25 protein-coding genes are annotated in these 23,496 nt (G+C 70.1%); 5 read left to right on the plus strand and 20 right to left on the minus strand.

What is annotated here, in order from left to right; genetic code table 11:
- Positions 1-20: 20 nt before the first annotated feature.
- The 4 genes from lgt to trpC form a co-directional block, all read right to left on the minus strand.
- Complete coding sequence (gene lgt, locus GYB83_RS18495) at positions 21-2,183, minus strand: prolipoprotein diacylglyceryl transferase (RefSeq protein WP_161896798.1); 2,163 nt, start codon at positions 2,181-2,183, stop codon at positions 21-23.
- A gap of 24 nt (positions 2,184-2,207) precedes the next feature.
- On the minus strand, positions 2,208-3,005 hold the full coding sequence (gene trpA, locus GYB83_RS18500; RefSeq protein ID WP_161896799.1) for a tryptophan synthase subunit alpha: 798 nt from the start codon (positions 3,003-3,005) through the stop codon (positions 2,208-2,210).
- Positions 3,002-4,318 carry a tryptophan synthase subunit beta gene (gene trpB / locus GYB83_RS18505; RefSeq protein WP_161897589.1) on the minus strand — a complete coding sequence of 439 codons (1,317 nt, stop codon included), beginning with the start codon at positions 4,316-4,318 and terminating at the stop codon, positions 3,002-3,004. Before trpB ends, trpA begins: the two co-directional genes overlap by 4 nt.
- An 85-nt stretch (positions 4,319-4,403) precedes the next feature.
- Positions 4,404-5,222 carry an indole-3-glycerol phosphate synthase TrpC gene (gene trpC / locus GYB83_RS18510; RefSeq protein WP_161896800.1) on the minus strand — a complete coding sequence of 273 codons (819 nt, stop codon included), beginning with the start codon at positions 5,220-5,222 and terminating at the stop codon, positions 4,404-4,406.
- A 130-nt stretch (positions 5,223-5,352) separates the two neighbouring features.
- On the opposite strand from trpC, the gene GYB83_RS18515 reads away from it, so the two are divergent.
- Genes GYB83_RS18515 through GYB83_RS18535 form a run of 5 tightly spaced genes read left to right on the plus strand, consistent with a single transcriptional unit; the run spans position 5,353 to position 12,587 of the window.
- Positions 5,353-6,627: an SWIM zinc finger family protein gene (locus GYB83_RS18515; RefSeq protein WP_161896801.1), complete on the plus strand. Its 1,275-nt coding sequence runs from the start codon at positions 5,353-5,355 to the stop codon at positions 6,625-6,627.
- Positions 6,624-8,045: a DUF5691 domain-containing protein gene (locus GYB83_RS18520; protein ID WP_161896802.1), complete on the plus strand. Its 1,422-nt coding sequence runs from the start codon at positions 6,624-6,626 to the stop codon at positions 8,043-8,045. The genes GYB83_RS18515 and GYB83_RS18520 overlap by 4 nt, the downstream gene beginning before the upstream one ends.
- On the plus strand, positions 8,042-9,151 hold the full coding sequence (locus tag GYB83_RS18525) for an ATP-binding protein (protein WP_161896803.1): 1,110 nt from the start codon (positions 8,042-8,044) through the stop codon (positions 9,149-9,151). The genes GYB83_RS18520 and GYB83_RS18525 overlap by 4 nt, the downstream gene beginning before the upstream one ends.
- Complete coding sequence (locus GYB83_RS18530; protein ID WP_186349808.1) at positions 9,148-11,439, plus strand: DUF5682 family protein; 2,292 nt, start codon at positions 9,148-9,150, stop codon at positions 11,437-11,439. Before GYB83_RS18525 ends, GYB83_RS18530 begins: the two co-directional genes overlap by 4 nt.
- A complete protein-coding gene (locus tag GYB83_RS18535; protein ID WP_161896805.1) occupies positions 11,436-12,587 on the plus strand; it encodes a VWA domain-containing protein in 1,152 nt (383 codons plus the stop codon). Before GYB83_RS18530 ends, GYB83_RS18535 begins: the two co-directional genes overlap by 4 nt.
- 27 nt (positions 12,588-12,614) lie before the next feature.
- Here GYB83_RS18535 and GYB83_RS18540 read toward each other — a convergent pair whose 3' ends face one another.
- The 16 genes from GYB83_RS18540 to GYB83_RS18615 all read right to left on the minus strand — a co-directional run bounded on the left by GYB83_RS18540 (position 12,615) and on the right by GYB83_RS18615 (position 23,446).
- Positions 12,615-13,148 (minus strand): hypothetical protein, encoded by a 534-nt coding sequence (locus GYB83_RS18540; protein WP_161896806.1) that lies wholly within the window; start codon positions 13,146-13,148, stop codon positions 12,615-12,617.
- Entirely contained in the window at positions 13,145-13,810 is a 666-nt protein-coding gene (locus tag GYB83_RS18545; RefSeq protein WP_161896807.1) for a TIGR02234 family membrane protein, read from the minus strand. The genes GYB83_RS18540 and GYB83_RS18545 overlap by 4 nt, the downstream gene beginning before the upstream one ends.
- Positions 13,807-15,327 carry an anthranilate synthase component I gene (locus GYB83_RS18550; protein ID WP_161896808.1) on the minus strand — a complete coding sequence of 507 codons (1,521 nt, stop codon included), beginning with the start codon at positions 15,325-15,327 and terminating at the stop codon, positions 13,807-13,809. The genes GYB83_RS18545 and GYB83_RS18550 overlap by 4 nt, the downstream gene beginning before the upstream one ends.
- Entirely contained in the window at positions 15,324-15,503 is a 180-nt protein-coding gene (locus tag GYB83_RS18555) for a tautomerase family protein (RefSeq protein ID WP_161896809.1), read from the minus strand. The genes GYB83_RS18550 and GYB83_RS18555 overlap by 4 nt, the downstream gene beginning before the upstream one ends.
- 2 nt (positions 15,504-15,505) lie before the next feature.
- A complete protein-coding gene (gene hisI / locus GYB83_RS18560; RefSeq protein WP_161896810.1) occupies positions 15,506-15,877 on the minus strand; it encodes a phosphoribosyl-AMP cyclohydrolase in 372 nt (123 codons plus the stop codon).
- 26 nt (positions 15,878-15,903) lie between these two features.
- Positions 15,904-16,713, minus strand: coding sequence for an imidazole glycerol phosphate synthase subunit HisF (hisF, locus tag GYB83_RS18565; RefSeq protein WP_161896811.1), 810 nt, complete (start codon positions 16,711-16,713; stop codon positions 15,904-15,906).
- Entirely contained in the window at positions 16,710-17,558 is an 849-nt protein-coding gene (locus GYB83_RS18570; protein ID WP_186349809.1) for an inositol monophosphatase family protein, read from the minus strand. The genes hisF and GYB83_RS18570 overlap by 4 nt, the downstream gene beginning before the upstream one ends.
- Positions 17,555-18,304: a bifunctional 1-(5-phosphoribosyl)-5-((5-phosphoribosylamino)methylideneamino)imidazole-4-carboxamide isomerase/phosphoribosylanthranilate isomerase PriA gene (gene priA, locus GYB83_RS18575; protein ID WP_161896813.1), complete on the minus strand. Its 750-nt coding sequence runs from the start codon at positions 18,302-18,304 to the stop codon at positions 17,555-17,557. The genes GYB83_RS18570 and priA overlap by 4 nt, the downstream gene beginning before the upstream one ends.
- Before the next feature lie 19 nt (positions 18,305-18,323).
- Positions 18,324-18,587, minus strand: coding sequence for a hypothetical protein (locus GYB83_RS18580; RefSeq protein ID WP_161896814.1), 264 nt, complete (start codon positions 18,585-18,587; stop codon positions 18,324-18,326).
- A complete protein-coding gene (gene hisH / locus GYB83_RS18585) occupies positions 18,588-19,229 on the minus strand; it encodes an imidazole glycerol phosphate synthase subunit HisH (protein WP_161896815.1) in 642 nt (213 codons plus the stop codon).
- Complete coding sequence (gene hisB / locus GYB83_RS18590) at positions 19,226-19,867, minus strand: imidazoleglycerol-phosphate dehydratase HisB (protein ID WP_161896816.1); 642 nt, start codon at positions 19,865-19,867, stop codon at positions 19,226-19,228. The genes hisH and hisB overlap by 4 nt, the downstream gene beginning before the upstream one ends.
- A 2-nt stretch (positions 19,868-19,869) precedes the next feature.
- On the minus strand, positions 19,870-20,985 hold the full coding sequence (locus tag GYB83_RS18595; protein WP_161896817.1) for a histidinol-phosphate transaminase: 1,116 nt from the start codon (positions 20,983-20,985) through the stop codon (positions 19,870-19,872).
- Positions 20,982-22,334 carry a histidinol dehydrogenase gene (hisD, locus tag GYB83_RS18600; RefSeq protein ID WP_161896818.1) on the minus strand — a complete coding sequence of 451 codons (1,353 nt, stop codon included), beginning with the start codon at positions 22,332-22,334 and terminating at the stop codon, positions 20,982-20,984. Before hisD ends, GYB83_RS18595 begins: the two co-directional genes overlap by 4 nt.
- Positions 22,335-22,439: 105 nt before the next feature.
- Complete coding sequence (locus tag GYB83_RS18605) at positions 22,440-22,700, minus strand: type II toxin-antitoxin system RelE family toxin (protein ID WP_161896819.1); 261 nt, start codon at positions 22,698-22,700, stop codon at positions 22,440-22,442.
- Positions 22,693-22,926 carry a type II toxin-antitoxin system RelB family antitoxin gene (gene relB, locus GYB83_RS18610; protein WP_228461612.1) on the minus strand — a complete coding sequence of 78 codons (234 nt, stop codon included), beginning with the start codon at positions 22,924-22,926 and terminating at the stop codon, positions 22,693-22,695. Before relB ends, GYB83_RS18605 begins: the two co-directional genes overlap by 8 nt.
- An 88-nt stretch (positions 22,927-23,014) precedes the next feature.
- Positions 23,015-23,446, minus strand: coding sequence for a GNAT family N-acetyltransferase (locus GYB83_RS18615; protein WP_161896821.1), 432 nt, complete (start codon positions 23,444-23,446; stop codon positions 23,015-23,017).
- Positions 23,447-23,496: the final 50 nt, after the last annotated feature.

A 23,496-nucleotide genomic window follows, 5' to 3' on the forward strand; every position in this document is an offset into this window, starting at 1 on the left:
AAGTTCGCCGCGGGATGGTCTCAGGCGTCGTCCTCGGGAGCCGCTGGACGGATCTCGATGGCTCCCGCCGACCATCCCGGGTTCTCTTCGACGACGGTGATCGCGTCCAGGTCGGAGCTCGACGACACCGTGTACGACTCGGTCCCCTCGTGCGCGACGATCAGCGGCTGCGCTCCCGCCCGCACCTCCTCCACCGTCGGCACCTCGGGCCCCGCGATCTCATCGTCGTCCCCGACGACGACCGCACTCACATCCCCTGTGCCGTCGTTTGTGACCACTATGTGGTCACGATCTACGGCAGAAGCGTCAGCATCATCAGACTCGACAACGGCCTCAGCCTCGACAACAGCAGCGTCACCCTCAGCTCCGCCAGTTGTGTCACTATGCACGCCCAAACTGGCGGACGAAACCTCAACCTCGCCCACCGACTCCTCAGCAGCCTCATCGACCACAAGGTCACCGGACTCGACAGCATCAGTCGCAACATCCTCTATGCCGTCGTTTGCGACCACTATGTGGTCACGATCTACGGCGCTGACGTCAGCGTCGTCAGACGAGACCTCAGCAGCCTCGTCCACCACAGCGGCACCGGACTCAACGACAGGGGTCTCGACAGTGTCATCCACAGCAGGCTCCGCAACAACAGCGTCACTGGGCTCGACGACGGAAGTCTCGACGGCGTCGCTCTCAACTGGATCCTCGACGACAGCATCACTCGACTCGACGACGGGAGTCACGACATCCTCGTCCCGAGCAGGCTCCTCAACGACAGCGGCACTGGACTCGCCGGCGCCCGCCTGTGTGCCGTCGTTTGTGACCACTATGTGGTCAGAATCTACGGCAGAAGCAGTTGCATCGTCAGACGCAACCTCGCCCGCCGAGTCCCCTGAAGCCTCATCGACCACGGCCTCGCCGGACTCGGCAGGGGAAGCCTCGGCCGGCTCCTCCTCAGCCACCTCCGGAACCACAGCGTCAGCTGACTCGACAGCATCGGCCGCAACCTCGTATGTGCCGTCGTTTGTGACCACTATGTGGTCAGAATCTGCGGCAGAAGCAGTTGCATCGTCAGGCGCGACCTCACCAGCCTCATCACCCACGGCATCATCGGACTCGACGACGGAACTGTCGCCGGTCTCGTCGTCGGCGACAACAGCGTCGGGGTCAGTGGACTCGACGGCCTCCGGCGCCCTCGCCCACTCCGAGTCCGCACTGACGACATCGGACACGACGGGCTCGTCGACGACAGGCTCGTCGGTCTCCGGGATGTAGCCGACTTCGCCTTCGGCGGCGAGTGCTTCGGCGCGTTCGGGACGGAAGACGGAGAGTCCTTCTTCACGTCCTCTCGGCGCCATGACGACGTAGAGTGCCGCGCCGAGGAAGACGAGGGCGGCGACGAGGACGTTCACTCGGAGACCGAGGATGTGGGTCGCCTCGTCGGTGCGCATCAGTTCGATCCAGAAGCGGCCCGCACAGTATCCGGCGACGTACATGGCGAACAGTCGGCCGTGGCCGATGCGGAAACGCCGGTCGACGAAGACGAGGAGCCCGACGATCAGCAGATTCCAGACGAGCTCGTACAGGAACGTCGGGTGCACCACTCCGACGACGTGACCGTTGGAGACGCCGTCGATGACGGAGACGCCTGTCGCGCCGGTGTCCGGGTTGACACGCTGGTACAACTCGAGACCCCACGGGAGGTTCGTCGAGTCGCCGTACAGCTCCTGGTTGAAGTAGTTGCCGACTCGACCGATGGCCTGCGCCGCGAGGATGGCGGGTGCGAGAGCGTCACCGAACGGCGGGAGTTTGATGCCCTTCCAGCGGCAGCCGACCCACGCGCCGACACCGCCGAGCGCGACCGCGCCCCAGATGCCGAGGCCACCGTCCCACACCTGGAAGACGGCTCCGAAGCCCTTCCCGTTCTCGCCGAAGTAGCGCCACCAGTCGGTGATGACGTGGTACAGACGTCCACCGACGAGCCCGAACGGCACGGCGATGAGCGCGACGTCGAGGACATCGCCCGGCTGACCGCCGCGGGCCTGCCACCGGCGGTCGCCCCACCAGACGGCGAGGATGATGCCGACGATGATGCAGAGCGCGTACGCGCGGAGCGGGAACGGACCGAGATGCCACACGCCTTGCGGCGGGCTCGGGATATAGGCGAGGACGACGTCTCCTGCAGTCACAGGTGTCACCCTAATGCACGCCTGTCAGACGCGGGCCCGGCGCACTCCCTGTGCCAGTTCCTCGACCAGCGCCGCAACCGCCTTCTGGCTCTCGCTCGCGGCGCTGACGATCGCCGATCCGACGATCACGCCGTCAGCGTATGCGCCGATCTCGGCGGCCTGGTCCCCGCTCCGGACGCCGAGGCCGACGCCGATCGGAATGTCCGACACCTCCCGCACACGACGGCACAATTCCGGCGCCGCACTCGACACCGTCGACCGGGCGCCCGTGACGCCCATCGTGGACGCCGCGTACACGAAGCCCCGGCAACTCTCGACGGTCATGGCGAGCCGCTCGGGCGTCGACGACGGGGCGACCAGGTAGATCCGGTCGAGGTCGTGAGCGTCCGACGCCGCGTGCCATTGCGCCCCCTCGTCGGGGATCAGGTCGGGCGTGATGATGCCGAGACCGCCCGCGGACGCCAGGTCGCGAGCGAACGCGTCGACGCCGTACTTGAGGATCAGGTTCCAGTAGCTCATCACGACAGGCTTGGCGCCCGCCGACGCGACGACCTCGGCGGCGGCGAAGACGTCCCGCACGCGGGTCCCGTTGGCGAGCGCCCGGATCGCGGCCTGCGCCACCGTCGGACCGTCCATCACCGGGTCGGAGTACGGGATGCCGAGCTCGACGACGTCGCAGCCCGCGGACACCATGGTCCGCAGCGTCTCATGCGAGCCCGGCAGATCCGGGAAGCCGACGGGCAGATAGCCGATGAGGGCCGCGCGGTTGTCGTCGCGGCAGGCGGCAAACGTGTCGCCCAGGCGGGATGCGGGTGCGGTCACTTGTCTTCCCCTGCGGTCGATGCGGCCAACTGTGCTGCGTATTCGGTCTCCGACGGAGGCTTGCCGTACAGGCCGAACCACTGGGCCGCGGTGTCGACGTCCTTGTCGCCGCGGCCGGACAGGTTGACGACGATGATCGCGCCCTCCCCCAGCTCCTGGCCGAGCTTGAGGGCCCCGGCGACGGCGTGCGCCGATTCGATGGCCGGGATGATGCCTTCGCGGCGTGACAGCAGACGCAGGGCGTCCATCGCCTCGGTGTCGGTGATCGGCCGGTACTCGGCGCGACCGATGTCCAAGAGGTGAGCGTGTTCGGGGCCGACACCCGGGTAGTCGAGGCCGGCCGAGATCGAATGCGACTCGATCGTCTGGCCGTCCTCGTCCTGCAGCAGGTACGAGTAGGCGCCCTGGAAGGCGCCAGGGCTGCCGCCGGTGAACGTGGCCGCGTGCCGACCGGTCTCGACGCCGTCGCCCGCCGCCTCGAATCCGACGAGGCGCACGTCGGCGTCGTCGATGAAACGGTGGAAGATCCCGATGGCGTTCGACCCGCCGCCGACACACGCGGTCACGGCATCGGGCAGACGTCCGGTCTTCTCGAGGATCTGGTGCCGCGACTCCAAGCCGATGATCCGCTGGAAGTCGCGGACGAGCATCGGGAACGGATGCGGGCCCGCCGCGGTGCCGAAGCAGTAGTAGGTGTCGTCGGCGTTGGTGACCCAGTCGCGCAACGCCTCGTTGATCGCGTCCTTGAGGGTCGCCGAACCGGATTCGACGGCGACGACGGTCGCACCGAGCAACTGCATGCGGGCCACGTTGAGCGCCTGGCGTTCGGTGTCGACACGGCCCATGTAGATGAGGCATTCGAGGTCGAGCAGAGCGCACGCGGTCGCGGTGGCGACGCCGTGCTGGCCCGCGCCGGTCTCCGCGATCACCCGCGTCTTGCCCATGCGCTTGGCGAGCAGCGCCTGGCCGAGCACATTGTTGATCTTGTGCGAACCCGTGTGATTGAGGTCTTCACGCTTGAGGAACAGTCGAGCACCGCCCGCGGCGTCGGACAGTCGAGTCGCCTCGTAGAGCGGCGACGGACGGCCCGAGTAGTCGCGCTGGAGACGGTCGAGCTCGTCGAGGAACTCAGTGTCGGTGCGAAGCTTCTCGTAGGTCGAGGTCACCTCGTCGATGACGGCCATGAGCGCCTCGGGCACATGGCGGCCGCCGTACGCACCCCAGTGGCCCTTCTCGTCCGGTCCGATCTGCGCGATGTCGGCGACGCCGTCGCTGGCCTTGGGAAAGTCGGTCTGATCGGTCACGTGATCCATCATCCTCATCGAGGTCGGGTGGCGGCAAACGAAATTCGCGTCACACCCGGCCGCCCGAGCCGACGCACTTCTCACATGGGGCAGGTCAGCGCGACGGCTTGGGGCACGACGGGTGCGCCCCCGCGGCGACGAGATCGGCGACGGCCGCACGCGGGTCACCCGAGGTCACGAGACCCTCACCGACGAGGACCGCATCGGCGCCCGCACCGGCGTACGCCAACAGATCGGCGGTGCCGCGGACCCCGGACTCCGCGATCTTCACGACGTTCGACGGCAGGCCCGGCGCGATCCGCGAGAACACGTCACGGTCGACCGTGAGGGTCTTGAGATCGCGCGCGTTGACGCCGACGACGCTCGCGCCCGCCTCGAGCGCGCGGTCGGCCTCCTCTTCGGTGTGAACCTCGACGAGCGCCGTCATGCCGAGCGACTCGGTGCGGTCGAGCAGCGACGCGAGCACCTTCTGCTCGAGTGCGGCGACGATCAGCAGGATGACGTCCGCACCGTGGGCACGCGCCTCGTGGATCTGGTACGGGCCGACGATGAAGTCCTTGCGCAGGATCGGGATGTCGACGACGGCGCGGACCGCATCGAGGTCGGCCAGCGAACCGTTGAACCGGCGCTCCTCGGTGAGCACGCTGATCACGCGCGCCCCGCCGTCCTCGTACTGCTTGGCGAGACTGGCCGGGTCCGCGATGTTCGACAGCATGCCCTTGGACGGGCTCGCACGCTTCACCTCGGCGATCACCGCGATATCCGGTTTCCGGAGGGCCGCGGCCGCGTCACGCGGGTCCGGAGCCTTGGCGGCGAGCGCCTTGACCGCGGCGAGGTCGAGGACGGCTTCGCGCGCGGCGACATCGGCCTTGACACCGTCGATGATCGAATCGAGCACAGACTCGCTGCTCATGCTGACGTCCCTTTCTCGCGCCGTGCATCAAGAGTAAGCATCGGCTCGACTCCGGTCGGGGTCGGGGTCCCGACCGGCGTCGTGGCCGTGGCGCGGCGCCGTTGTCGGACCATGCCCTACTGTGCCGGGTATGCCGTGGACACAAGAGCAGGTGATCGCCGCCGCACCCGACGCCGCCTCGGTCACGGCCGGCCGCAAGCTCGCGTCGCCCGGCCCCTGGTCGGGCACCGGCGCGAACGACGCCCTCCTGTGGGGCTCGTGTCAGGGCAGTGGGAAGAAGCCGTACCAGGTGAGCATCGACCTGACCGGCCCAGCGTTCCGCTGCTCGTGTCCGAGCCGGAAGTTCCCGTGCAAGCACGCGATCGCGCTCCTGCTGCTGTGGTCGGCGGGCGCGATCGGCGACGGCGAAGTGTCCGAGTTCGCGTCGAGCTGGGCCGACGAGAGGGCGACTCGGGCACAGAAGCCGACCAGGGCCGCGACACCCGTCGACCCGGAAGCGCAGGCGGCCCGTCGTGCCGAACGCGTCGCGACGATGGACGCGGGCGCCGCCGAATTCACGCGGTGGCTGTCCGATCTCGTTCGGGCGGGCGTGGCGGACGCGCTGCGGCGTCCGCAGGCGTGGTGGGAGACGGCCGCGTCCCGGCTCGTCGACGCGCAACTGCCAGGGCTCGCCGAACGGGTCCGCGACACCGGGGCCGACGTCGTCGTCGGTCTCGACGCGGCCGACCTGCTGGAGCGCATCGGCGTGTGGTGGATGCTCGTCCGCGCGTGGGATCGACGAGCCGACCTGACAACGGCCGAATCGGCCGACCTCCACGCCGCACTCGGTTGGCCGACGCCGACCGCCGAGGTCCGCGCGGGCGTCGTCGAGTCGCGAGTGTGGACCGTCGTCGGCGCGCATCGCGACGAGAAGGGCAGGCTCGCGCAGCAGCGGACGTGGCTGCGCGACGACGACGGGCGTTACCGGATGCTGCTGGAGACGGCCGGCCCCGGCCAGTCGCTCGGAGTCCCCCAGCTCGCGGGTGCCCGACTCCGCGCCGACCTAGCCGTCTATCCCGGCGCCGAACCGTGTCGCGGACTGTTCGTCGGCGACCCCGAACCCGTCGGGTCGGGCGTCTCGCTCGGTCCGGGCACCACGCTCGACGCCGCGCTGGCCGACGCCGCCGCGGCGCTGGCGGCCACCCCGTGGCGGGATCGTCATCCGGTGACGCTCGCCGACGTCCGGTTCGGCGACGGGCACGTCGTCGACCCGCGCGGGTCGTCGTTGGCGCTGGTGGACGACACGCCGTCGACGATGCTGGCGGCGGTCAGCGGCGGCCGGGCCGATCTGGCGTTCGGCGAGATCGACGGCGGCAGGCTCCGCGTGCTGACCATCGACGTGGACGGCCGGGTGGTGCCGCTGTGACCGGGTACGCCGACTGGCACCGCGAGGTGACGACGGCGGCGGTGCTCGGCACGGACCGTCGTCCGCCGCCGTCCGGACCGCCGGGGTTCACTGCCGCTCCCGACACCGATTCACCCCGATCACTGCTCGACCAGGTCGCCCTCGCGGCCGCACTGGTGAGAGGCGGGCGCGTCGTCGGGCACGCCGAGCCCACGTCTCCCGCGCCGCCCGAAACGGACCAGTACGCGCCAGAGACCGCGCTCGCGCAACTGCGCACGCTCCTCGCGGTGCCACCCGTACCGCGCGAACTGCGACTCGAACTGCTGGTCCGGTGGCTGCGCGCGGCCGCATCCAGGTCGGTCATCGTGCCGCCCGAGTTCATCCCGCCGCTGTCGGCGCACGCCTCCGGGAACCCCGCCCTGCGGACGGCGTTGGCCGACGTCTGGGGCGAGCGCGGGCGCTGGCTCGCACCACGACTCGGTCATGCCGCCGTCACCGCGACGACGTCGTCCGAGATCGCGAACGCGCCCGAGCGGTGGCCCGGCCTGTCGGCACGCGACAAGGAGCAACTGCTGCGGGCGCCCGACGGCACGGTGACCGGAGTCGACGACGCGTTCCTCGAATCCTGTCTCGACGAGCGGGCGGCCCGGGTGAGGGACGCCGCGCGCGACGCGCTGTCGGCGCGCCCGACGTCGGCTTTCGCCCGCCGCATGGGTGAGCGGCTCGCGAGCCTGGTCGACATCGAGCCTCCGCGTCGCCGACTGCTCGGATCGACCGACCTCGTCGTCCGCGTCCGTCCACCCGCCGACCTGGACGACGCCGCAGCCCGCGACGGTCTGCCGGGGACGGCCACCGACGGCGACCGCGCGGCGTCGTTGCGGGCCATCGTCCGCAGTGCCCCGCTGCACACGTGGACGACGCTGACCGGCTCGACTCCGGAGGCGATCGCGACAGCCCTGGCCGCCGACGACACCGTCCTGACCGCGGTCTCCACCGCGGCGATCACGCAACGCGACCGGGCGTGGGCGGCAGCTCTGACACCGTTCTCGACGGTGTCGGGGCTCATCGAGGTCCTCGGCCCACGCGACCGCGAGGCGTACGTGCTCGCCCGCCTTCCGAGCGCTCCGCACGCCGAGTTCATCCGGCTGATCGACATGGCGGACCGTCCGTGGCCCGCGGCCGTCGCCTCCGCCGTCCTCGACCGGCTCGCGTCACCGAGGAACGACGCGGCGTGGGCGTCGCTCCCGTCACTGCCGACCGAACGCGCCGCCGACGTGCCGTCGTCGCACATCGGCAGGGTTCGGGTGATCCTCGACGCCGCCGAACCGGCCACCGACAAACCCGTCACCCGCGCCGCCTACGAACGCCGACGCCGGTTCCTGCACGCCGCCGTCACCTTTCACGCTTTCGACCAGTCCATCCAGGAGAGCTTCGCATGACCCAGACTCCCGACCAGACGTCCGTCCTCCGGGCGCACGCCGAACACGCGTACGCCGACGAACTGGCTGCGCTCGCCGCGGCCGACGACCGTCCGCGCCCACCGCAGTGGCGACTGTCGCCGTGGGCGGTGTCGATGTACCTGCTCGGCGGGACGCTGCCGGACGGCACGACGATCAGCGCCAAGTACGTCGGGTCGCGACGCCTCATCGAGATCGCCGTCGCATCCCTCGCCACCGATCGCGCGCTGCTCCTGCTCGGCGTGCCCGGGACGGCGAAATCGTGGGTCAGCGAACATCTCGCCGCCGCGGTCAGCGGCGATTCGACTCTCGTCGTCCAGGGGACGGCCGGTACCACCGAGGAGACTCTGCGCTACGGCTGGAACTACGCGAGCCTGCTGGCGCACGGGCCGTCCGACGCCGCCCTCGTCCCCGGACCGGTGATGCGCGCGATGCGCGAGGGCACAGTGGCCCGCATCGAGGAGTTGACCCGCATCCCCGCCGACGTGCAGGACACGCTGATCACGATCCTGTCGGAGAAGTCCCTGCCGATACCGGAGCTGGACGACGAGGTCCAGGCGCGTCGCGGCTTCAATGTGATCGCGACCGCGAACAACCGCGACAAGGGCGTCAACGACCTCTCGTCGGCGTTGCGCAGGCGATTCACCACCGTGGTGCTGCCGCTCCCCGACTCGCTCGACGACGAGGTGTCGATCGTGCAGGGCCGCGTCGCGAGCCTGGGCGCGTCGCTCGACCTGCCCGCCGACCTCGAATCGCTCAGCGAGATCCGTCGCGTCGTGACGGTGATGCGTGAACTCCGGTCGGGTGTGACCCGCGACGGCCGGACCACCATCAAGTCGCCGAGCTCCACGCTGTCGACCGCCGAGGCGATCTCGGTGATGACCAGTGGCCTGTCTCTCGCGGCGCACTTCGGCGACGGCCGCGTCGGTGCGGACGACGTCGCCGCGGGACTGCTCGGAGCCGTCGTCAAAGACCCGGTGCAGGACGCCGTGGTGTGGGACGAGTACCTGGAGACCGTCGTCCGCAGCCGCCCCGAATGGGACGACCTGTACCGCGCGTGCCGCGAACTGGGTCCGGCACGGACGTGAGCGTCCGAGCGTTCGGGATCCGCCATCACGGTCCGGGTTCGGCGCTGTCGGTTTCGGCCGCGCTCGATCGGTACGACCCGACGTTCGTGCTGGTGGAGGGACCGCCCGAGCTGACGCCGATCCTGCCGCTGCTGGCCGACGAGGAGATGGTCCCGCCGGTCGCCGGACTCGTCTACGCCGTCGACGCACCGCGCCGCGCCGCGTTCTATCCGCTCGCCGAGTTCTCTCCGGAATGGGTCGCGACGCGGTGGGCGCTGACCCGCGGCGTCGACGTGGCCTGGGCCGACCTGCCCGCGGCGCAGTCGTTGGCGATCCAGACCGCCGTCGACGACGCCACCACGACCGACGCCGGCGCATTCGTCACCGCTCGTGCTTCTCGGGTCACCGATCCGATCGGCGAACTCGCCCGGACCGCCGGGTACGACGACGCCGAACGGTGGTGGGAAGACGCCGTCGAGCATCGGTCCGGCGACGCGTCGGCCCAGTTCGACGCGGTGCGCGAGGCGATAGCCGAACTCCGGCGCGACGAGCCCGCCCCGGCGCCGCTGATGACGGAGGGCAAGACCGTCGACGTCACGGCCGCCGCCGACCCGACCGGCCCCTCGTTGACCGCGGTGCGCGAGGCCGCGATGCGCAACGCCGTGCGAGCCGCAGCGAAGGCGGGACACGAACGGATCGCGTTCGTCTGCGGCGCGTGGCACGCCCCGGCCGTCGACCCGTCGTCCGCACCGTCGGCCGCCGCCGACAACCGGCTGCTGCGGGGTCTCCCGAAGACGAAGGTCGCCGCGGCCTGGGCCCCGTGGACGGCGACCCGACTGTCCCAGCGTTCGGGCTACGGCGCGGGTGTCTCGTCACCGGGGTGGTATCGGCACCTGTTCGTCTCGCGCCTGACCGGCGACGGCGCCGACGACGCGGCGTCGTCGTGGCTCGTGCGCGTGGCACGTGAACTCCGCGTCCAGGGGATGACGGCGTCACCCGCGTCCGTCGTCGACGCCGCCCGCCTGGCCCGGACCCTCGCGACCATCCGCGGCCGCCCCCATCCGGGCCTGTCCGAACTCGACGACGCCGCGCTGGCCGTCCTGGCCGACGGCGACCGGCTCCCCCTGACATTGGTGCACCGCGATCTCGTCGTCGGTTCGGACATCGGAGCCGTGCCCGACGCCGCGCCGATGGTTCCGCTCGCCGCCGACCTGCAGCGCCACCAGAAGCGCTGCCGGTTGAAGCCCGCCGCCCACAGCCAGACCGTCACCCTCGACCTCCGCACCGACAGCGGACGGGCGCGGTCGACGCTGTTGCACCGACTCGTCGTGCTCGGCGTCGACTGGGGCGAGCCCGCCGACGCGGGCCGCACCACCGGCACGTTCAAGGAGGCGTGGACCCTCGCCTGGGATCCGGGGCTCGCGGTGTCCGTCGTCGAAGCCGCCGTCTACGGGACGACCGTCGTCGACGCGGCGACGGCCAGGGTCGCCGCCGCCGCCGAAGAGGCCACCACGCTCGGCGAGCTGTCGACACTCGTGGACCGCTGCATGACGGCGGACCTGCCCACCCACGACGTCGTGCGAGTGCTCGCCGACCGGGCCGCGGCCCACAGCGACGCGCCGGAACTGCTCGGTGCGATCGAACCGCTCGCCCGCGTCTGCCGGTACGGGACCGTCCGCAAGGTCGACACCAGCCGCGTCCGGGCGGTCCTCGACGAAGTCACGGTGCGCGCGGGCATCGGCCTGCCGTCCGCGGCCGTCGCCCTCAGCGAGGAGGCGGCCGCGACGCTGCGCGCGGCGGTCGACTCGGCGCATCGCGGCCTGATGATGCTCGACGACCCGCTCCTCGCCGACCGCTGGTTCACGGCGCTGCACGAGGTGACCGGCCGCGCCCGCGTGCCGGGCGTGCTCGCCGGACGGGCCGTCCGGATCCTGCTCGACGCCGACCGCATCGACCGCGACGAGGTGGAACGGCGCATGAGCCGGGAGCTGTCCCGCGCCTCCGACCCCGTCGACGCCGCGGCCTGGCTCGACGGGTTCCTGTCCGGCGACGCGATGATCCTCGTGCACGACGCGGCACTGCTCGACGTCGTCGATCGCTGGGTGGCCGGAGTGGCCGCCGAGACCTTCGACGATCTGCTTCCCCTGCTGCGCCGGACGTTCTCGGCGTTCTCGACCGCCGAACGCCGGTCGATCGGCCGAGCCGTCGCACGCGGCGACGCGACCGAGTCGGCCGCCGCGTTCGACGCCGACCGCGCCGGACCGGCGATGGCCGCCGTCGCCCGACTCGTCGGATGGGAGTCCGCATGACCGACCCGATCACCCGTTGGAGACTGATCCTTGGTGGTGGCGACGCCGACGGGACCGGCGTCTCGTCCACGGACCTGTCGGTCGACGACGCCGCCCGCGACCGTGTGCTCGGCGAACTGTACGACGCGCCCCGACGCGCCGGGCTCGGCGGCTCGAAACCACGTGTGTCGCGGTGGCTCGGCGACATCCGCAGCTACTTCCCGACATCCGTCGTCAGGGTGATGCAGGGCGACGCGATGGAACGTCTCGGGTTGCGGCAGATGCTGCTCGAACCCGAGATGATGGCGTCGGTGACACCCGACATCCACCTCGCCACCACGTTGCTCGAACTGAAGTCGGCGATGGACGAGACCACCCGTGAGACGGCCCGGCAGGTCGTCAGGGCGGTGACCGACGAGTTGGAGAAGCGTCTGCGCGACGCGACCGTCCAGGCGGTGACCGGCGCGATCGACAGGTCGGCGCGCACACGCAGGCCGCGCCCGGCCGACATCGACTGGAACCGCACCATCGCCGCCAATCTGAAGCACTACCAGCCCGACTACCGGACCGTCGTCCCCGAACGTCTCGTCGGATACGCGCGGCGACAGTCCCAGGTGGAACGGGACATCATCCTGTGCATCGACCAGTCCGGATCGATGGCCGAGTCGGTCGTGTTCTCCAGCGTGTTCGGCGCGGTCCTCGCGTCCCTGCGGTCCGTGCGCACCCGACTCGTCGTGTTCGACACGTCGATCGTCGACCTCACCGACGACCTCGACGATCCCGTCGACGTCCTGTTCGGCGTCCAACTCGGCGGCGGCACCGACATCAACGGGGCTCTCGCCTACTGCCAGTCGCAGATCACGAGGCCCGCCGACACCGTCCTCGTCCTGATCAGCGACCTGTACGAGGGCGGCATCGCCGAGGAGATGCTCGAACGGGCTCACGCGGTGGTCGAGTCCGGTGCGACGATGGTCGCGCTGCTCGCACTGTCCGACTCCGGCGCGCCGTCGTACGACGCGGGTCACGCCGCGGCCCTGGCGTCGATCGGCGTCCCCGCGTTCGCGTGCACACCCGACCTGTTCCCGGACATGATGGCGGCCGCGATCGAACGGCGCGACATCACCGAATGGGCGTCGGCCAACGACATCGTGACCGCGCACGAACGCTGACCCGAGACGTTCGCACGTGGTCGGATGTCACGGTTCGTCCCGCGCTCGTGTCAGGAGACGTTCGACGAGCTCGATTCCGCGCAGCGCGTCGGCGCGATGCGGCCATGCGGGGTGGCGCGCGGTGTCGGTGTACAGGCAGCGCAGTACCCTGACGCCCGCCCGACCGCGGATCTGCATCGACGGGGACACGACGCCCTCTATCTTGAGTTGGCCGACCGCCGCCGCGATGCACGCCTGACCGACCGCGACGAGCCTCGCCTCGGCCGAACCGTCCGCGGCCAGCGCGAGCAGCCTGTCGTCCGGGAAGTCGAGGACGTCGTCGGGCAGATCGAACGCCCACCCCTCCAGGAGGTCGTCGAGAAACCCTTCGGGGTCCACGCCCGGGTCGCGCTGCTCGTACCACGCCTCCATGTCACGGAGCACGTCGTTTCCGTCGTCCGAACCGAACGGCGCGAACTCGTCGGTGGCGCTGTAGAACGACTCCGGAGCCAGTGCGACGAAACGCGGGTGGCTGGTCTCCGGGCTCAGCGATCCCGCGGCCTCGTCGAAGTGATAGCTCACGTTCGGTCGTCGGTGGGGTCGACGCCGCTGTCCAGCGAGTCCCAGAGGAGGCGTTCGTTGGTGTCGGCGTCGTCAGACGACTCCGCGGCGAGACGACGCTCGCGTTCGGCGAAGACCTGCTTCTCCAGCTCCTCCTGGCGGGCGGCGGGCGACGAGTACTTCGACGACATGCCGCGGGCCGACGCGCCACGCATCATCAACACGGCCGCGACCACCGCGCACAGTGCGCCGGCGATCAGCAGGTAGCCGGGACCGGTGTTCGCGGTCACGACGTCCACCTGGTAGCGGCCCGGGATGTCGATCCGGTTCGCGGCGTACATGTTGCCGTCGCCGTCGCGGATCAGCGTGAAGCCGGGGACCGCGGACAACACACCGGCGACCGCGATGATCACCGCGACGATCCGCAGAATCCATCCCCGGACCGCGAACTGCGCCACGACACCCGCGCCGAACAGCGCGGCGACACCGGTGAGCCACGGACTCCAATCGGACCCGAGGACGTCGAAGACGCGCGGCAACGACAGCCCGTCGGTTGCGAGCACCTGTGCCCACGTCATCCGCGACGATCCCCACAGCGCTCCCGCGGCCGCGATCAGCAGCAGACTCGCGAGGCCCTGCATGCGGCGATTCGCCTTCGGCCTGTCCGCCGCCTGATCGGTCATTCCCGCCCTCCGTCGACTCGGGTGACGGTGGCAGCGGCGGCGACCGCGTTCAGCACGCCCGTCGCCTTGTTGCGCGCCTCGTTGAACTCGTATTCGGCATCGCTGTCGGCGACCACACCGCCGCCCGCCTGCACGTACGCGGTGCCGCCCGACATGAGCGCGGTGCGGATGGCGATCGCGGTGTCGGCGTCGCCCGCGAAGTCGAAGTAGCCCACGATGCCGCCGTAGAGGCCGCGCCTGGTGATCTCGTGCTCCTCGATGATCTCCATCGCCCGCACCTTGGGCGCGCCGGTCAGCGTCCCGGCGGGGAAACAGGCGGTGACGGCGTCGAGTGCGTGCTTCCCGTCACGGAGACGGCCCGACACGGTCGACACCAGGTGCATCACATGGCTGTAACGCTCCACCCGCCGGTAGTCGGTGACACGGACGGTGCCCGGCTCGCAGACGCGGCCGAGGTCGTTGCGGCCGAGGTCCACGAGCATGAGGTGCTCGGAGTTCTCCTTCTCGTCCTCCAGGAGGCCTTTGGCGAGCAGCTGGTCCTCCGACTCGGTCGCGCCGCGCCACCGCGTGCCCGCGATCGGATGCGTGGTCGCGACACCGCCTGCGACCGTGACCAGCGCCTCCGGCGACGATCCGACGATCGTGAACGGATCGCGTCCCACGCCGGGGATGCGGACGAGGTACATGTACGGGCTCGGATTCGACGCGCGCAGCACGCGGTACACGTCGACCGGGTCGGCCCCGGTCTCCATGCTAAACCGCTGCGACGGGACCACCTGGAACGCCTCACCCGCCTCGATCTCCTCGACGACCTGCTCGACGATCACGCGGTACTCGTCCAGCGTGCGCTGCGAGGTGTACTCGGGCGTCGGACGGTCGAACGTCGACACCGTCGACGCGGCGGGCGCCGCGAGGGCGGCGGTCATCTCGTCGAGTCGCCGGACCGCGTCCGCGTACGCCTCCTCCACACGCTCGTCGCTGCCGTCCCAGTTGATCGCGTTCGCGATCAACGTGATCGTGCCCTCGTGGTGGTCGAACGCAGCCAACTCGGACGTCAGCAGCCAGAACATGTCGGGCAGGCCGAGGTCGTCGACGGTCGTCGACGGGAGCCGTTCGAGGCGGCGGACGAAGTCGTACGCCATGAACCCGACGAAGCCTCCGGTGAGCGGCGGCATGTCGGCCAGCGCCTCGGTCTGCAGGAGCCGCAGCGACTCGGCGAGCGCGGCGAGCGGATCACCGCCGACGGGTGCGCCCGCGGGGGCCGTCCCCCACCAGGCCGCGGCGTCGTCGACGACGGTCAGCGCCGTCGAACCCGCACCGATGAACGACCACCGCGACCACGACTGGCCGTTGGGCGCCGATTCCAGCAGGAACGTGCCGTCGCGGTCGCCCGCCAGCTTGCGGTACGCCGACAGCGGCGTCTCGGAGTCGGCGAGCACCTTGCGGGTCACCGGGACCACCCGGTGGTCGGCGGCGAGGTCGAGGAACTCCTCGAGCGATGTGGTGCGCGGGCTCATCCGAGGGGTTCCCCGCCGACGCCCCACTGACTGCGCGGGATCTCGGTGATCGTCACCCACACCGAGTCGGGGTCTTTGCCGGTGGCCTTCGCGTACGCGTCGGTGACGGCGGCAATCGTCTCGCGCTTGACGGCGTCGGAGAGTCCGGCGGTCTGCGAGATCTGAATCAGCGGCATGGTCAGCGCCCTTCGTCGGTGATGGTGATCGAGTCGGTGAACTCGAGGGGTTCGGTGTCGAAGCAGCTGTGATTGCCCGTGTGGCAGGCCGCGCCCACCTGGTCGACGGTCAGCAGCAGGGTGTCGCCGTCGCAGTCGATGCGGATGTCGTGCACGTACTGCGTGTGGCCGCTCGTCTCCCCCTTGACCCAGTACTCCTGGCGGGACCGCGAATAGTAGGTGCCCTTGCGGGTCGCGAGCGTGCGTTCGAGCGCTTCGTCGTCCATCCACGCCATCATGAGGACGACGCCTGTCTCGCGTTCCTGGGCGATGGCGGCGACGAGGCCGTCGGGCCCTCGCTTGAGTTTCGCCGCGAGTTCTGCGGGCAGAGCCATGAGAGATCTCCTGCTTGAGGTGTCGTTCAGCGGACGGTGATGTGTTCGGCGCGCATCGCGGCCTTGACCTGGCCGATCGTGAGTTCGCCGAAGTGGAAGACGGAGGCCGCGAGAACGGCGTCGGCCCCGGCCCGGACGGCTGGCGCGAAATGGTCGACGGATCCCGCGCCGCCGGAGGCGATCACCGGGATCGTCACCGCGGCGCGGACGGCGCGGATCATGTCGAGGTCGAAACCGTCCTTGGTGCCGTCTGCGTCCATCGAGTTCAGCAGGATCTCCCCGACGCCGAGTTCCGCTCCCCGCGCGGCCCACTCGACGGCGTCGATGCCGGTGCCGCGGCGCCCGCCGTGCGTGGTGACCTCCCAGCCGGACGGAGTGGGATCGACGCGGTGTTCATTGGGCCCGCTCGCTCCGCTCCCGGCGCCCTCCGGAACAGTCCGCGCGTCCACCGACAGGACGATGCACTGCGAGCCGAATCGGCGGCTCATCTCGTCGAGCACCTCGGGACGGGCGATGGCCGCGGTGTTGACGCTCACCTTGTCCGCGCCCGCACGCAGCATCATGTCGACGTCGTCGACGGTGCGGATGCCGCCGCCGACGGTCAACGGGATGAAGATCTGGTCGGCCGTCCGCCGGACCACGTCGATCATCGTCGACCGGCCCGAACTCGACGCGGTGACGTCGAGGAACGTCAGCTCGTCCGCGCCCTCCGCGTCGTAGCGGGCCGCGAGTTCGACCGGATCTCCCGCATCGCGCAGGTTCTCGAAGTTGACGCCCTTGACCACTCGGCCGCCGTCCACGTCCAGACACGGGATGACGCGCACCGCCACACTCACAGCTCCACCTTGCTCTCGTTGCCTCGTCTGTCCGGCACGCCGCTCTCGGCGACGACCGTCAGCAATTCTTCATGAAGACGCCGGTTCCCGGCCACCATCGACCTCGAGCCCACTCGCCACGGATGGCCGTGCACATCGGTCGCGACGCCGCCCGCCGCCCGGATCAGTGCGACTCCCGCCGCGTTGTCCCACGCGTGCCTGCTGAACGACACGGCCCCGCCGAAGATTCCCCCGGCGACGTACGCCAGGTCGGTGCCTGTCGACCCCGTCATCCGCAACCGCCTGGCCCGGTGGCTCAGCAGCCGGTACAGATCGGCGCGCGCGGCGCCCGAATACCGTCCGCCCGCCTTGGCGTTGAACGATCCGACACCGATCACCGCCGACGACAACGGCGTCTCGTCCAACGGTCGCCCCGGCACCCCGTTCACCGTGAACGACTCCCCGACGACGCCGGCGAACGACTGATTCAGCAGCGGCAGCCGGGTGACGCCGAGCAGCGGCTCGCCCTCGACTGCCAGCGACAGCAGCATCGCCGCCACCGGCAGTCCGACCGAGTAGTTGTACGTGCCGTCGATCGGATCGAGGATCCACACGGTGCCCTGTTCGGACGGCGGACCGCCGAACTCCTCACCGTGCACCTCGATGCCCGTCAGTTCCTGCAGCTCCGAACCGATGCGTCGTTCCAACGACAGGTCGACGTGCGTCGCGAAGTCGTCGCCGACCTTCGACACCGCGCTCGACGCCCCGAGGCCGTCGACGAACGTCGACGTCACCGAGTCGAGGACGCCCTCGGCCACCGACAGCAGCCGCTGCGGGTCGAGGTCGGCCGGAACACCCACGGTCATTCCCCCGCGGACACCGCTGCCAGTGCTTCGGGGAGGGTGAACCGTCCCGCGTACAGGGCCTTGCCGATGATCGCGCCCTCGACGCCGAGGTCGGTGAGCTCGGCGATGGCGACGAGGTCGGCGACGGTCGACACACCGCCGGACGCCACGACCGGTGCGTCGGTCGCCCGCGCGACCTGCGCAAGCAGTTCGAGGTTCGGGCCGGTCAGCGTGCCGTCCTTGCTCACGTCGGTGACGACGTACCGCGCACAGCCGTCGCCGTTGAGACGTTCGAGCGTCTCCCACAGGTCGCCGCCGTCGGTGACCCAGCCGCGCCCGCGGACGCGCCACTGCCCGTCGTCGTCGCGGAGGACGTCGAGGCCGACGGCGATCTTGTCGCCGTGCTCGGCGATCGCCTTCGCGCACCACTCAGGGTTCTCGATGGCCGCGGTGCCGAGGTTGACGCGGGTCGCGCCGGTCGCCAGCGCCGCCGCCAGCGTCGCATCGTCGCGGATGCCGCCGGACAGCTCCACCTTGATGTCGAGTTCGCCTGCGACCTCGGCGAGCAGTGCGCGGTTGTCGCCCCGCCCGAAGGCGGCGTCGAGGTCGACCAGGTGCACCCATTCGGCGCCCCCGGCCTGCCATGCCTGGGCGGCGTCGCGCGGGGACCCGTACGACGTCTCCGATCCGGCCTCGCCCTGCACGAGGCGCACGGCCTGCCCGTCGACCACGTCGACGGCAGGCAGCAGTTCCAGGGTCTTGCCCATCTAGGTCTTCTCTCCCGCTCTATTCATCGTCCGCCGCAGCGCGGCGCTCGTCGATCTCTCGCTGGACTCCGGCCAGCATGCGCTTGGACACCAGTGCGATCACCGCGACCATCACGAACACGGCGACGATCGCGACGATCAACGCAGCCACCGCCGACGCCTGCGCGACCAGCAGGATGATCACCACCGCGACCACCAGCACGCCCACCCCGGCGCCGAGGGCGTAGGCCACCGACTTGCCGTAGGAGTAGTCGTCGGCGGCGGACGCCTTCTTCGCGGCCATCTACAGGCTCCCGATCCAGTTGGTGAGCAAGTGCGCCCCGACGTCGCCGGACTTCTCCGGGTGGAACTGAGTCGCCGACAGCGGCCCGTTCTCGACGGCGGCCAAGAACGGCCCGCCATGATCGGCCCAGGTCAACAGCGGTGGCGCGATGCTCGACCCGTCCGAGTCCATCTCCCACTCCTGCACCCCGTAGGAGTGGACGAAGTAGTAGCGCGCGTCGTCGTCGATCCCGGCGAACAGCGTGGAGCCCTCCGGCGCCCGCACCGTGTTCCAGCCCATGTGCGGCAGGACGTCGGCCTGCAGGCGGGTCACCGAACCCGGCCACTCGTCGCAGCCCGCGGTGTCGACACCGAACTCGACGCCGCGCGAGAACAGGATCTGCATGCCGACACAGATGCCGAGTACCGGGCGGCCGCCGGCGAGGCGGCGTCCGATGATGCGCTCGCCTTGCACGGCCAGCAGGCCCTCCATGCACGCCGCGTACGCGCCCACGCCCGGCACCAGCAGGCCGTCCGCGTCCAGCGCGGTCTGGAAGTCGGCGGTGATCTCGACGTCGGCGCCCGCCCGCTCCAGCGCACGCTGCGCCGACCGGAGGTTGCCGGAGCCGTAGTCCAGGAGCGCTACCTTCTTGGGTCCGCTCACAGGCTGCCCTTCGTCGACGGGACGCCGGTGACGCGCGGGTCCGGTTCCACGGCTTCGCGGAGCGCACGGGCGACCGCCTTGAACTCGGCCTCGGTGATGTGATGCTGGTCGCGGCCGTACAAGACGCGCACGTGCAGCGCGATCCGCGCGTTGAGCGCGATCGATTCGAACACGTGCCGGTTGATCACCGTCGAGTACGAGACCACCGGACGGTCGCCGCCCGAGTAGCCGCCGATGGTGGCGGTGAGCATGTGCTCGGGCTCGCCGGAGTGGACGCAGTACGGCCTGCCCGAGACGTCGACGATCGCCTGAGCGAGAGTCTCGTCCATCGGGATCCACGAGTCGCCGAAGCGGCGGATGCCCTTCTTGTCGCCGAGCGCCTGACCGATCGCGGTGCCCAGCACGATCGACGTGTCCTCGACTGTGTGGTGCGCTTCGATGTCGATGTCGCCCTTGGCGTGCACCGTCAGATCGAAACTGCCGTGCGCGCCGAACGCGGTCAGCATGTGGTCGAAGAACGGGACGCCGGTGTCGATGTCGGTGACGCCGGTGCCGTCGAGGTTGATCTCGACGACGATGGACGACTCGCGGGTGGTCCGCTCGACGCGTGCGATGCGGGCCTGCGGTGCTGAAGTCACGCTCACTGCTTTCGGTCGGTGGCGGCCAGCTTCTCGCTGACCGTCAGGAAGACGTCGTTCTCGGCTGCCAGTCCAATCGTCGCACGCAACCGACCCGGAATCCCGACGTCCCTGATCAGGACGCCGTCGTCGAGGTACCGCCGCCAGGTGGCGGGGGCGTCGGCGAACTCGCCGAAGAGGACGAAGTTGGCGTCGGACGGCACGACGTCGTAGCCCATCTCCTCGAGCGCGGCGACGACCCGCTCGCGCTCGGCGATCAGGGTCGCGACGCTGCCGAGGGTCTCCGCACTGTGCCGCAGCGCGGCGCGTGCGGCGGCCTGGGTGAGGACCGACAGGTGGTACGGCAGCCGCACCAGCAGGATCGCCTCGATCATGGCAGGCGCCGCGGCGAGGTAGCCGAGCCGGCCGCCCGCGAACGCGAACGCCTTGCTCATGGTCCGCGACACGATCAGCTTGTCGCCGAACTCGTCGAGCAGGGTGACCGCACTGACCTGCGACGAGAACTCGCCGTACGCCTCGTCCACGATCACGATTCCGGGCGCGACCCGCAGGATCTCGGTGATCTCGTCGATCGGGACGCTCGCACCGGTCGGGTTGTTCGGGGACGTCACGAAGACGACGTCGGGCCGGTGTTCGGTGATCGCGGCGACCGCGGCGTCCACATCGAGGCCGAAGTCGTCGGCTCGGTGCGCGGGGATCCACGAGGTCTGGGTGCCGTCGGAGATGATCGGGTGCATCGAGTACGACGGGACGAAGCCGAGCGCGCTGCGGCCGGGGCCGCCGAACGCCTGCAGGATCTGCTGCAGCACCTCGTTGGAGCCGTTGGCGGCCCACAGGTTGTCGACCGTCAGCGGCGCTCCGGTCGCGCCCGCCAGGTAGGCGGCGAGGTCGGTGCGCAGGTCGACCGCGTCGCGGTCCGGGTACCGGTGCAGGTCTTCGGCCGCCGACCCGACGGCCTTCGCGACGTCGTCGACGAGGGCCTGGGTGGGCGGGTGCGGGTTCTCGTTGGTGTTGAGCACCACCGGCACCTTCAGCTGCGGGGCTCCATACGCGGACTTGCCGCGGAGGTTGTCGCGCAGGGGCAGATCGGCCAGCGAGAACTTGTCGCCGACGCTCATCGCGCGAATCTCGTCGGCGCCGGGAGCGGAGCGAGCGGGCCGAATCTCGCCGTGACGGCCTCGCCGTGCGCGGGGAGGTCTTCGGCGTTGGCGAGGGTGACGACGTGGTCGGCGACGCCCGCGAGCGCGTCGCGGTCGTAGTCGATCACGTGGACGCCGCGCAGGAACGTCTGCACCGACAGGCCCGACGCGTACTTCGCCGACCCGGTGGTCGGGAGCACGTGGTTGGAGCCCGCGCAGTAGTCGCCGAGGCTCACCGGCGAGTACGTGCCGACGAAGATCGCGCCCGCGCTGGTGATGCGCTCGGCGACCGCGGCGGCGTCACACGTCTGGATCTCCAGGTGCTCCGCCGCGTAGGCGTCGACGACGGCCACACCGGCGTCGAGGTCGTCGACGAGGACGATGCCGGACTGCTTGCCCGCGAGGGCTTCCTTCACCCGTTCGGAGTGCTTGGTGGCGTTCGCGGCCTGTTCGACGGCCGCGTCGACCGCGTCGGCGAACTCGACGCTGTCGGTGACCAGCACCGATGCGGCGAGGACGTCGTGCTCGGCCTGGCTGACCATGTCGGAGGCGACGATCGCCGGGTCGGCGGAGTCGTCCGCGAGAATCGCGATCTCCGTGGGCCCCGCCTCGGAGTCGATGCCGACGACGCCGCGGACGAGCCGCTTGGCCGCGGTCACGTAGATGTTGCCGGGTCCGGTGATCAGGTCGACCGGGTCGAGGATTCCGCCGTCGGTGTCGGCCCCGCCGTAGGCGAGGAGCGCGACACCCTGTGCGCCGCCGACGGCCCATACTTCGTCGACACCGAGCAGCGAGCACGCGGCGAGGATCGTCGGGTGCGGCCAGCCGCCGAAGTCGGCCTGCGCGGGCGAGGCGACGACGAGCGACCGCACCCCTGCTTCCTGCGCCGGGACGACGTTCATCACGACGCTCGACGGGTACACGGCGTTTCCGCCGGGCACGTAGAGGCCGACGCGGGCGACGGGGATCCACTTCTCGGCGACGGTCCCGCCGGGCACGACTTGCGTGACCGACGTGGTGCGCCGCTGGTCGGCGTGCACGAGGCGGGCCCGTCGGATCGACTCTTCGAGGGCCGCGGTCACGTCGGCGTCCATCGACGCACGCGCCTGGGCGATCACGTCGGCGGGGACGCGGACCGTCGCGGGACGGACCTTGTCGAACTGCTCGGTGTAGTCGAGAGCGGCGTGCGCTCCATGCTCGGCGACCGCTTCGACGACGGGGGTGACGACGTGCATCACGGCGTTGACATCGGTTCCGCCACGGGGCAGCGCTCGACGCAGGGTGCTCCGCGTCAGGGCGGCGCCCCGCAGGTCGGTTCGGGCGAGCATGGCTTCTCCACTTTCGGGCGGGGGATTTGGGCTTCCACCAGGATATGCGGTCGCCGCAAACCGTTTGTGACCGCCCATGCCGGGTGTGACGCACTCGGCGACCGACTACCGGTACACCTCGCGGCGATGTGCGAGCGTCACGACCAGGACCGTGAGTTCGCCGTCATCGATTGTGCACAGGATCCGATAGTCCCCCACTCGATACCGCCACTCGTCGCGATTGACGAGCGGCGTTCCCAGCGACCGGGGGTTCGTGCGATCGAGTGTCTCTTCGAAGAACCGTCGAATCCGTTGCACAGTCCCTCGATCGAGCTTGGCGATGGACTTCAGCGCCTTCCGCGTGTAGACGATGCGGTACTCAGTCATGCCCGAGGTTGTCCCAGTCGACGGCATCATGCGGGGTACCTTCATCGTCCGAGGTGTAGAACTCGTCGAGCGCATCCTTCAGGAGGAAATGATCTTCGAGATCGTTGAGCCCACGCTCGATGAACTCCTTCGCGTAGAACGACTTCGTCCGGCCAGTCCGGCGGGCGAGCATCTCCAGCCGGTCGTTGGTCTCATCGTCGAGACGTGCGTTCACCTGAATGCTCATTGCAGTCACCTCCTTCGCGCTATACAAGTATAGCGCGAACAAGCACGTCGAGAACCGCATCCACGCTGCGCGATGCCACCAAAGACTCTCAGCGGCGCATAGGGATGTGCGGGATCCCGTCCTCTACGAACTCCGGCCCGTAGGCGGTGTACCCCCACCGGGCGTACATCTGCTCCAGGTGCGCCTGAGCGTCGAGGACGCTGGTTCGGTCACCGATGTCCGCGACGATCCGATCCAACAGCACCCGCGTCACACCCTCACCGCGGTGATCGCCGTGGACGCACACTCTGCCGATGCGGAGTTCGAATTCGTCCGTGAGCAGCCTCGCCGTCGCGATCGGGGTTCCGGATTCGTCGACGCACCAGTAATGAAGCGTCGCGGGCTCCGCGTCGCGGCCGTCGAGCTCCGGGTACGCGCACTCCTGCTCGACGACGAACACGTCGACGCGCAATCGGAGGATGCCGTACAGCGTCACAGGGTCGAGGTCGGCCAACGGTGCGGCGAGAACTGTCGGAGTCACCCCACGATAATGCCGACTGCATGGTCACGGCACCGACGATTGTCGTAGGC

The sequence above is a fragment of the Gordonia spumicola genome (genome assembly GCF_009932475.1).
Lineage (GTDB): Bacteria > Actinomycetota > Actinomycetes > Mycobacteriales > Mycobacteriaceae > Gordonia > Gordonia spumicola.

What these genes read in the sequence shown, in the direction of transcription:
- GYB83_RS18555 (WP_161896809.1), bottom strand. Translation starts at nt 15,503, where the DNA reads ATGCCGCTGATTCAGATCTCGCAGACCGCCGGACTCTCCGACGCCGTC.
- GYB83_RS18535 (WP_161896805.1), top strand. Translation starts at nt 11,436, where the DNA reads ATGACCGACCCGATCACCCGTTGGAGACTGATCCTTGGTGGTGGCGAC.
- GYB83_RS18595 (WP_161896817.1), bottom strand. Translation starts at nt 20,985, where the DNA reads ATGAGCGTCGGCGACAAGTTCTCGCTGGCCGATCTGCCCCTGCGCGAC.
- trpB (WP_161897589.1), bottom strand. Translation starts at nt 4,318, where the DNA reads ATGGATCACGTGACCGATCAGACCGACTTTCCCAAGGCCAGCGACGGC.
- GYB83_RS18570 (WP_186349809.1), bottom strand. Translation starts at nt 17,558, where the DNA reads ATGACCGTGGGTGTTCCGGCCGACCTCGACCCGCAGCGGCTGCTGTCG.
- trpC (WP_161896800.1), bottom strand. Translation starts at nt 5,222, where the DNA reads ATGAGCAGCGAGTCTGTGCTCGATTCGATCATCGACGGTGTCAAGGCC.
- GYB83_RS18525 (WP_161896803.1), top strand. Translation starts at nt 8,042, where the DNA reads ATGACCCAGACTCCCGACCAGACGTCCGTCCTCCGGGCGCACGCCGAA.
- hisI (WP_161896810.1), bottom strand. Translation starts at nt 15,877, where the DNA reads ATGGCTCTGCCCGCAGAACTCGCGGCGAAACTCAAGCGAGGGCCCGAC.
- GYB83_RS18580 (WP_161896814.1), bottom strand. Translation starts at nt 18,587, where the DNA reads ATGGCCGCGAAGAAGGCGTCCGCCGCCGACGACTACTCCTACGGCAAG.
- GYB83_RS18550 (WP_161896808.1), bottom strand. Translation starts at nt 15,327, where the DNA reads ATGAGCCCGCGCACCACATCGCTCGAGGAGTTCCTCGACCTCGCCGCC.
- hisD (WP_161896818.1), bottom strand. Translation starts at nt 22,334, where the DNA reads ATGCTCGCCCGAACCGACCTGCGGGGCGCCGCCCTGACGCGGAGCACC.
- GYB83_RS18545 (WP_161896807.1), bottom strand. Translation starts at nt 13,810, where the DNA reads ATGACCGATCAGGCGGCGGACAGGCCGAAGGCGAATCGCCGCATGCAG.
- GYB83_RS18515 (WP_161896801.1), top strand. Translation starts at nt 5,353, where the DNA reads ATGCCGTGGACACAAGAGCAGGTGATCGCCGCCGCACCCGACGCCGCC.
- relB (WP_228461612.1), bottom strand. Translation starts at nt 22,926, where the DNA reads ATGAGCATTCAGGTGAACGCACGTCTCGACGATGAGACCAACGACCGG.
- priA (WP_161896813.1), bottom strand. Translation starts at nt 18,304, where the DNA reads ATGGGCAAGACCCTGGAACTGCTGCCTGCCGTCGACGTGGTCGACGGG.
- GYB83_RS18605 (WP_161896819.1), bottom strand. Translation starts at nt 22,700, where the DNA reads ATGACTGAGTACCGCATCGTCTACACGCGGAAGGCGCTGAAGTCCATC.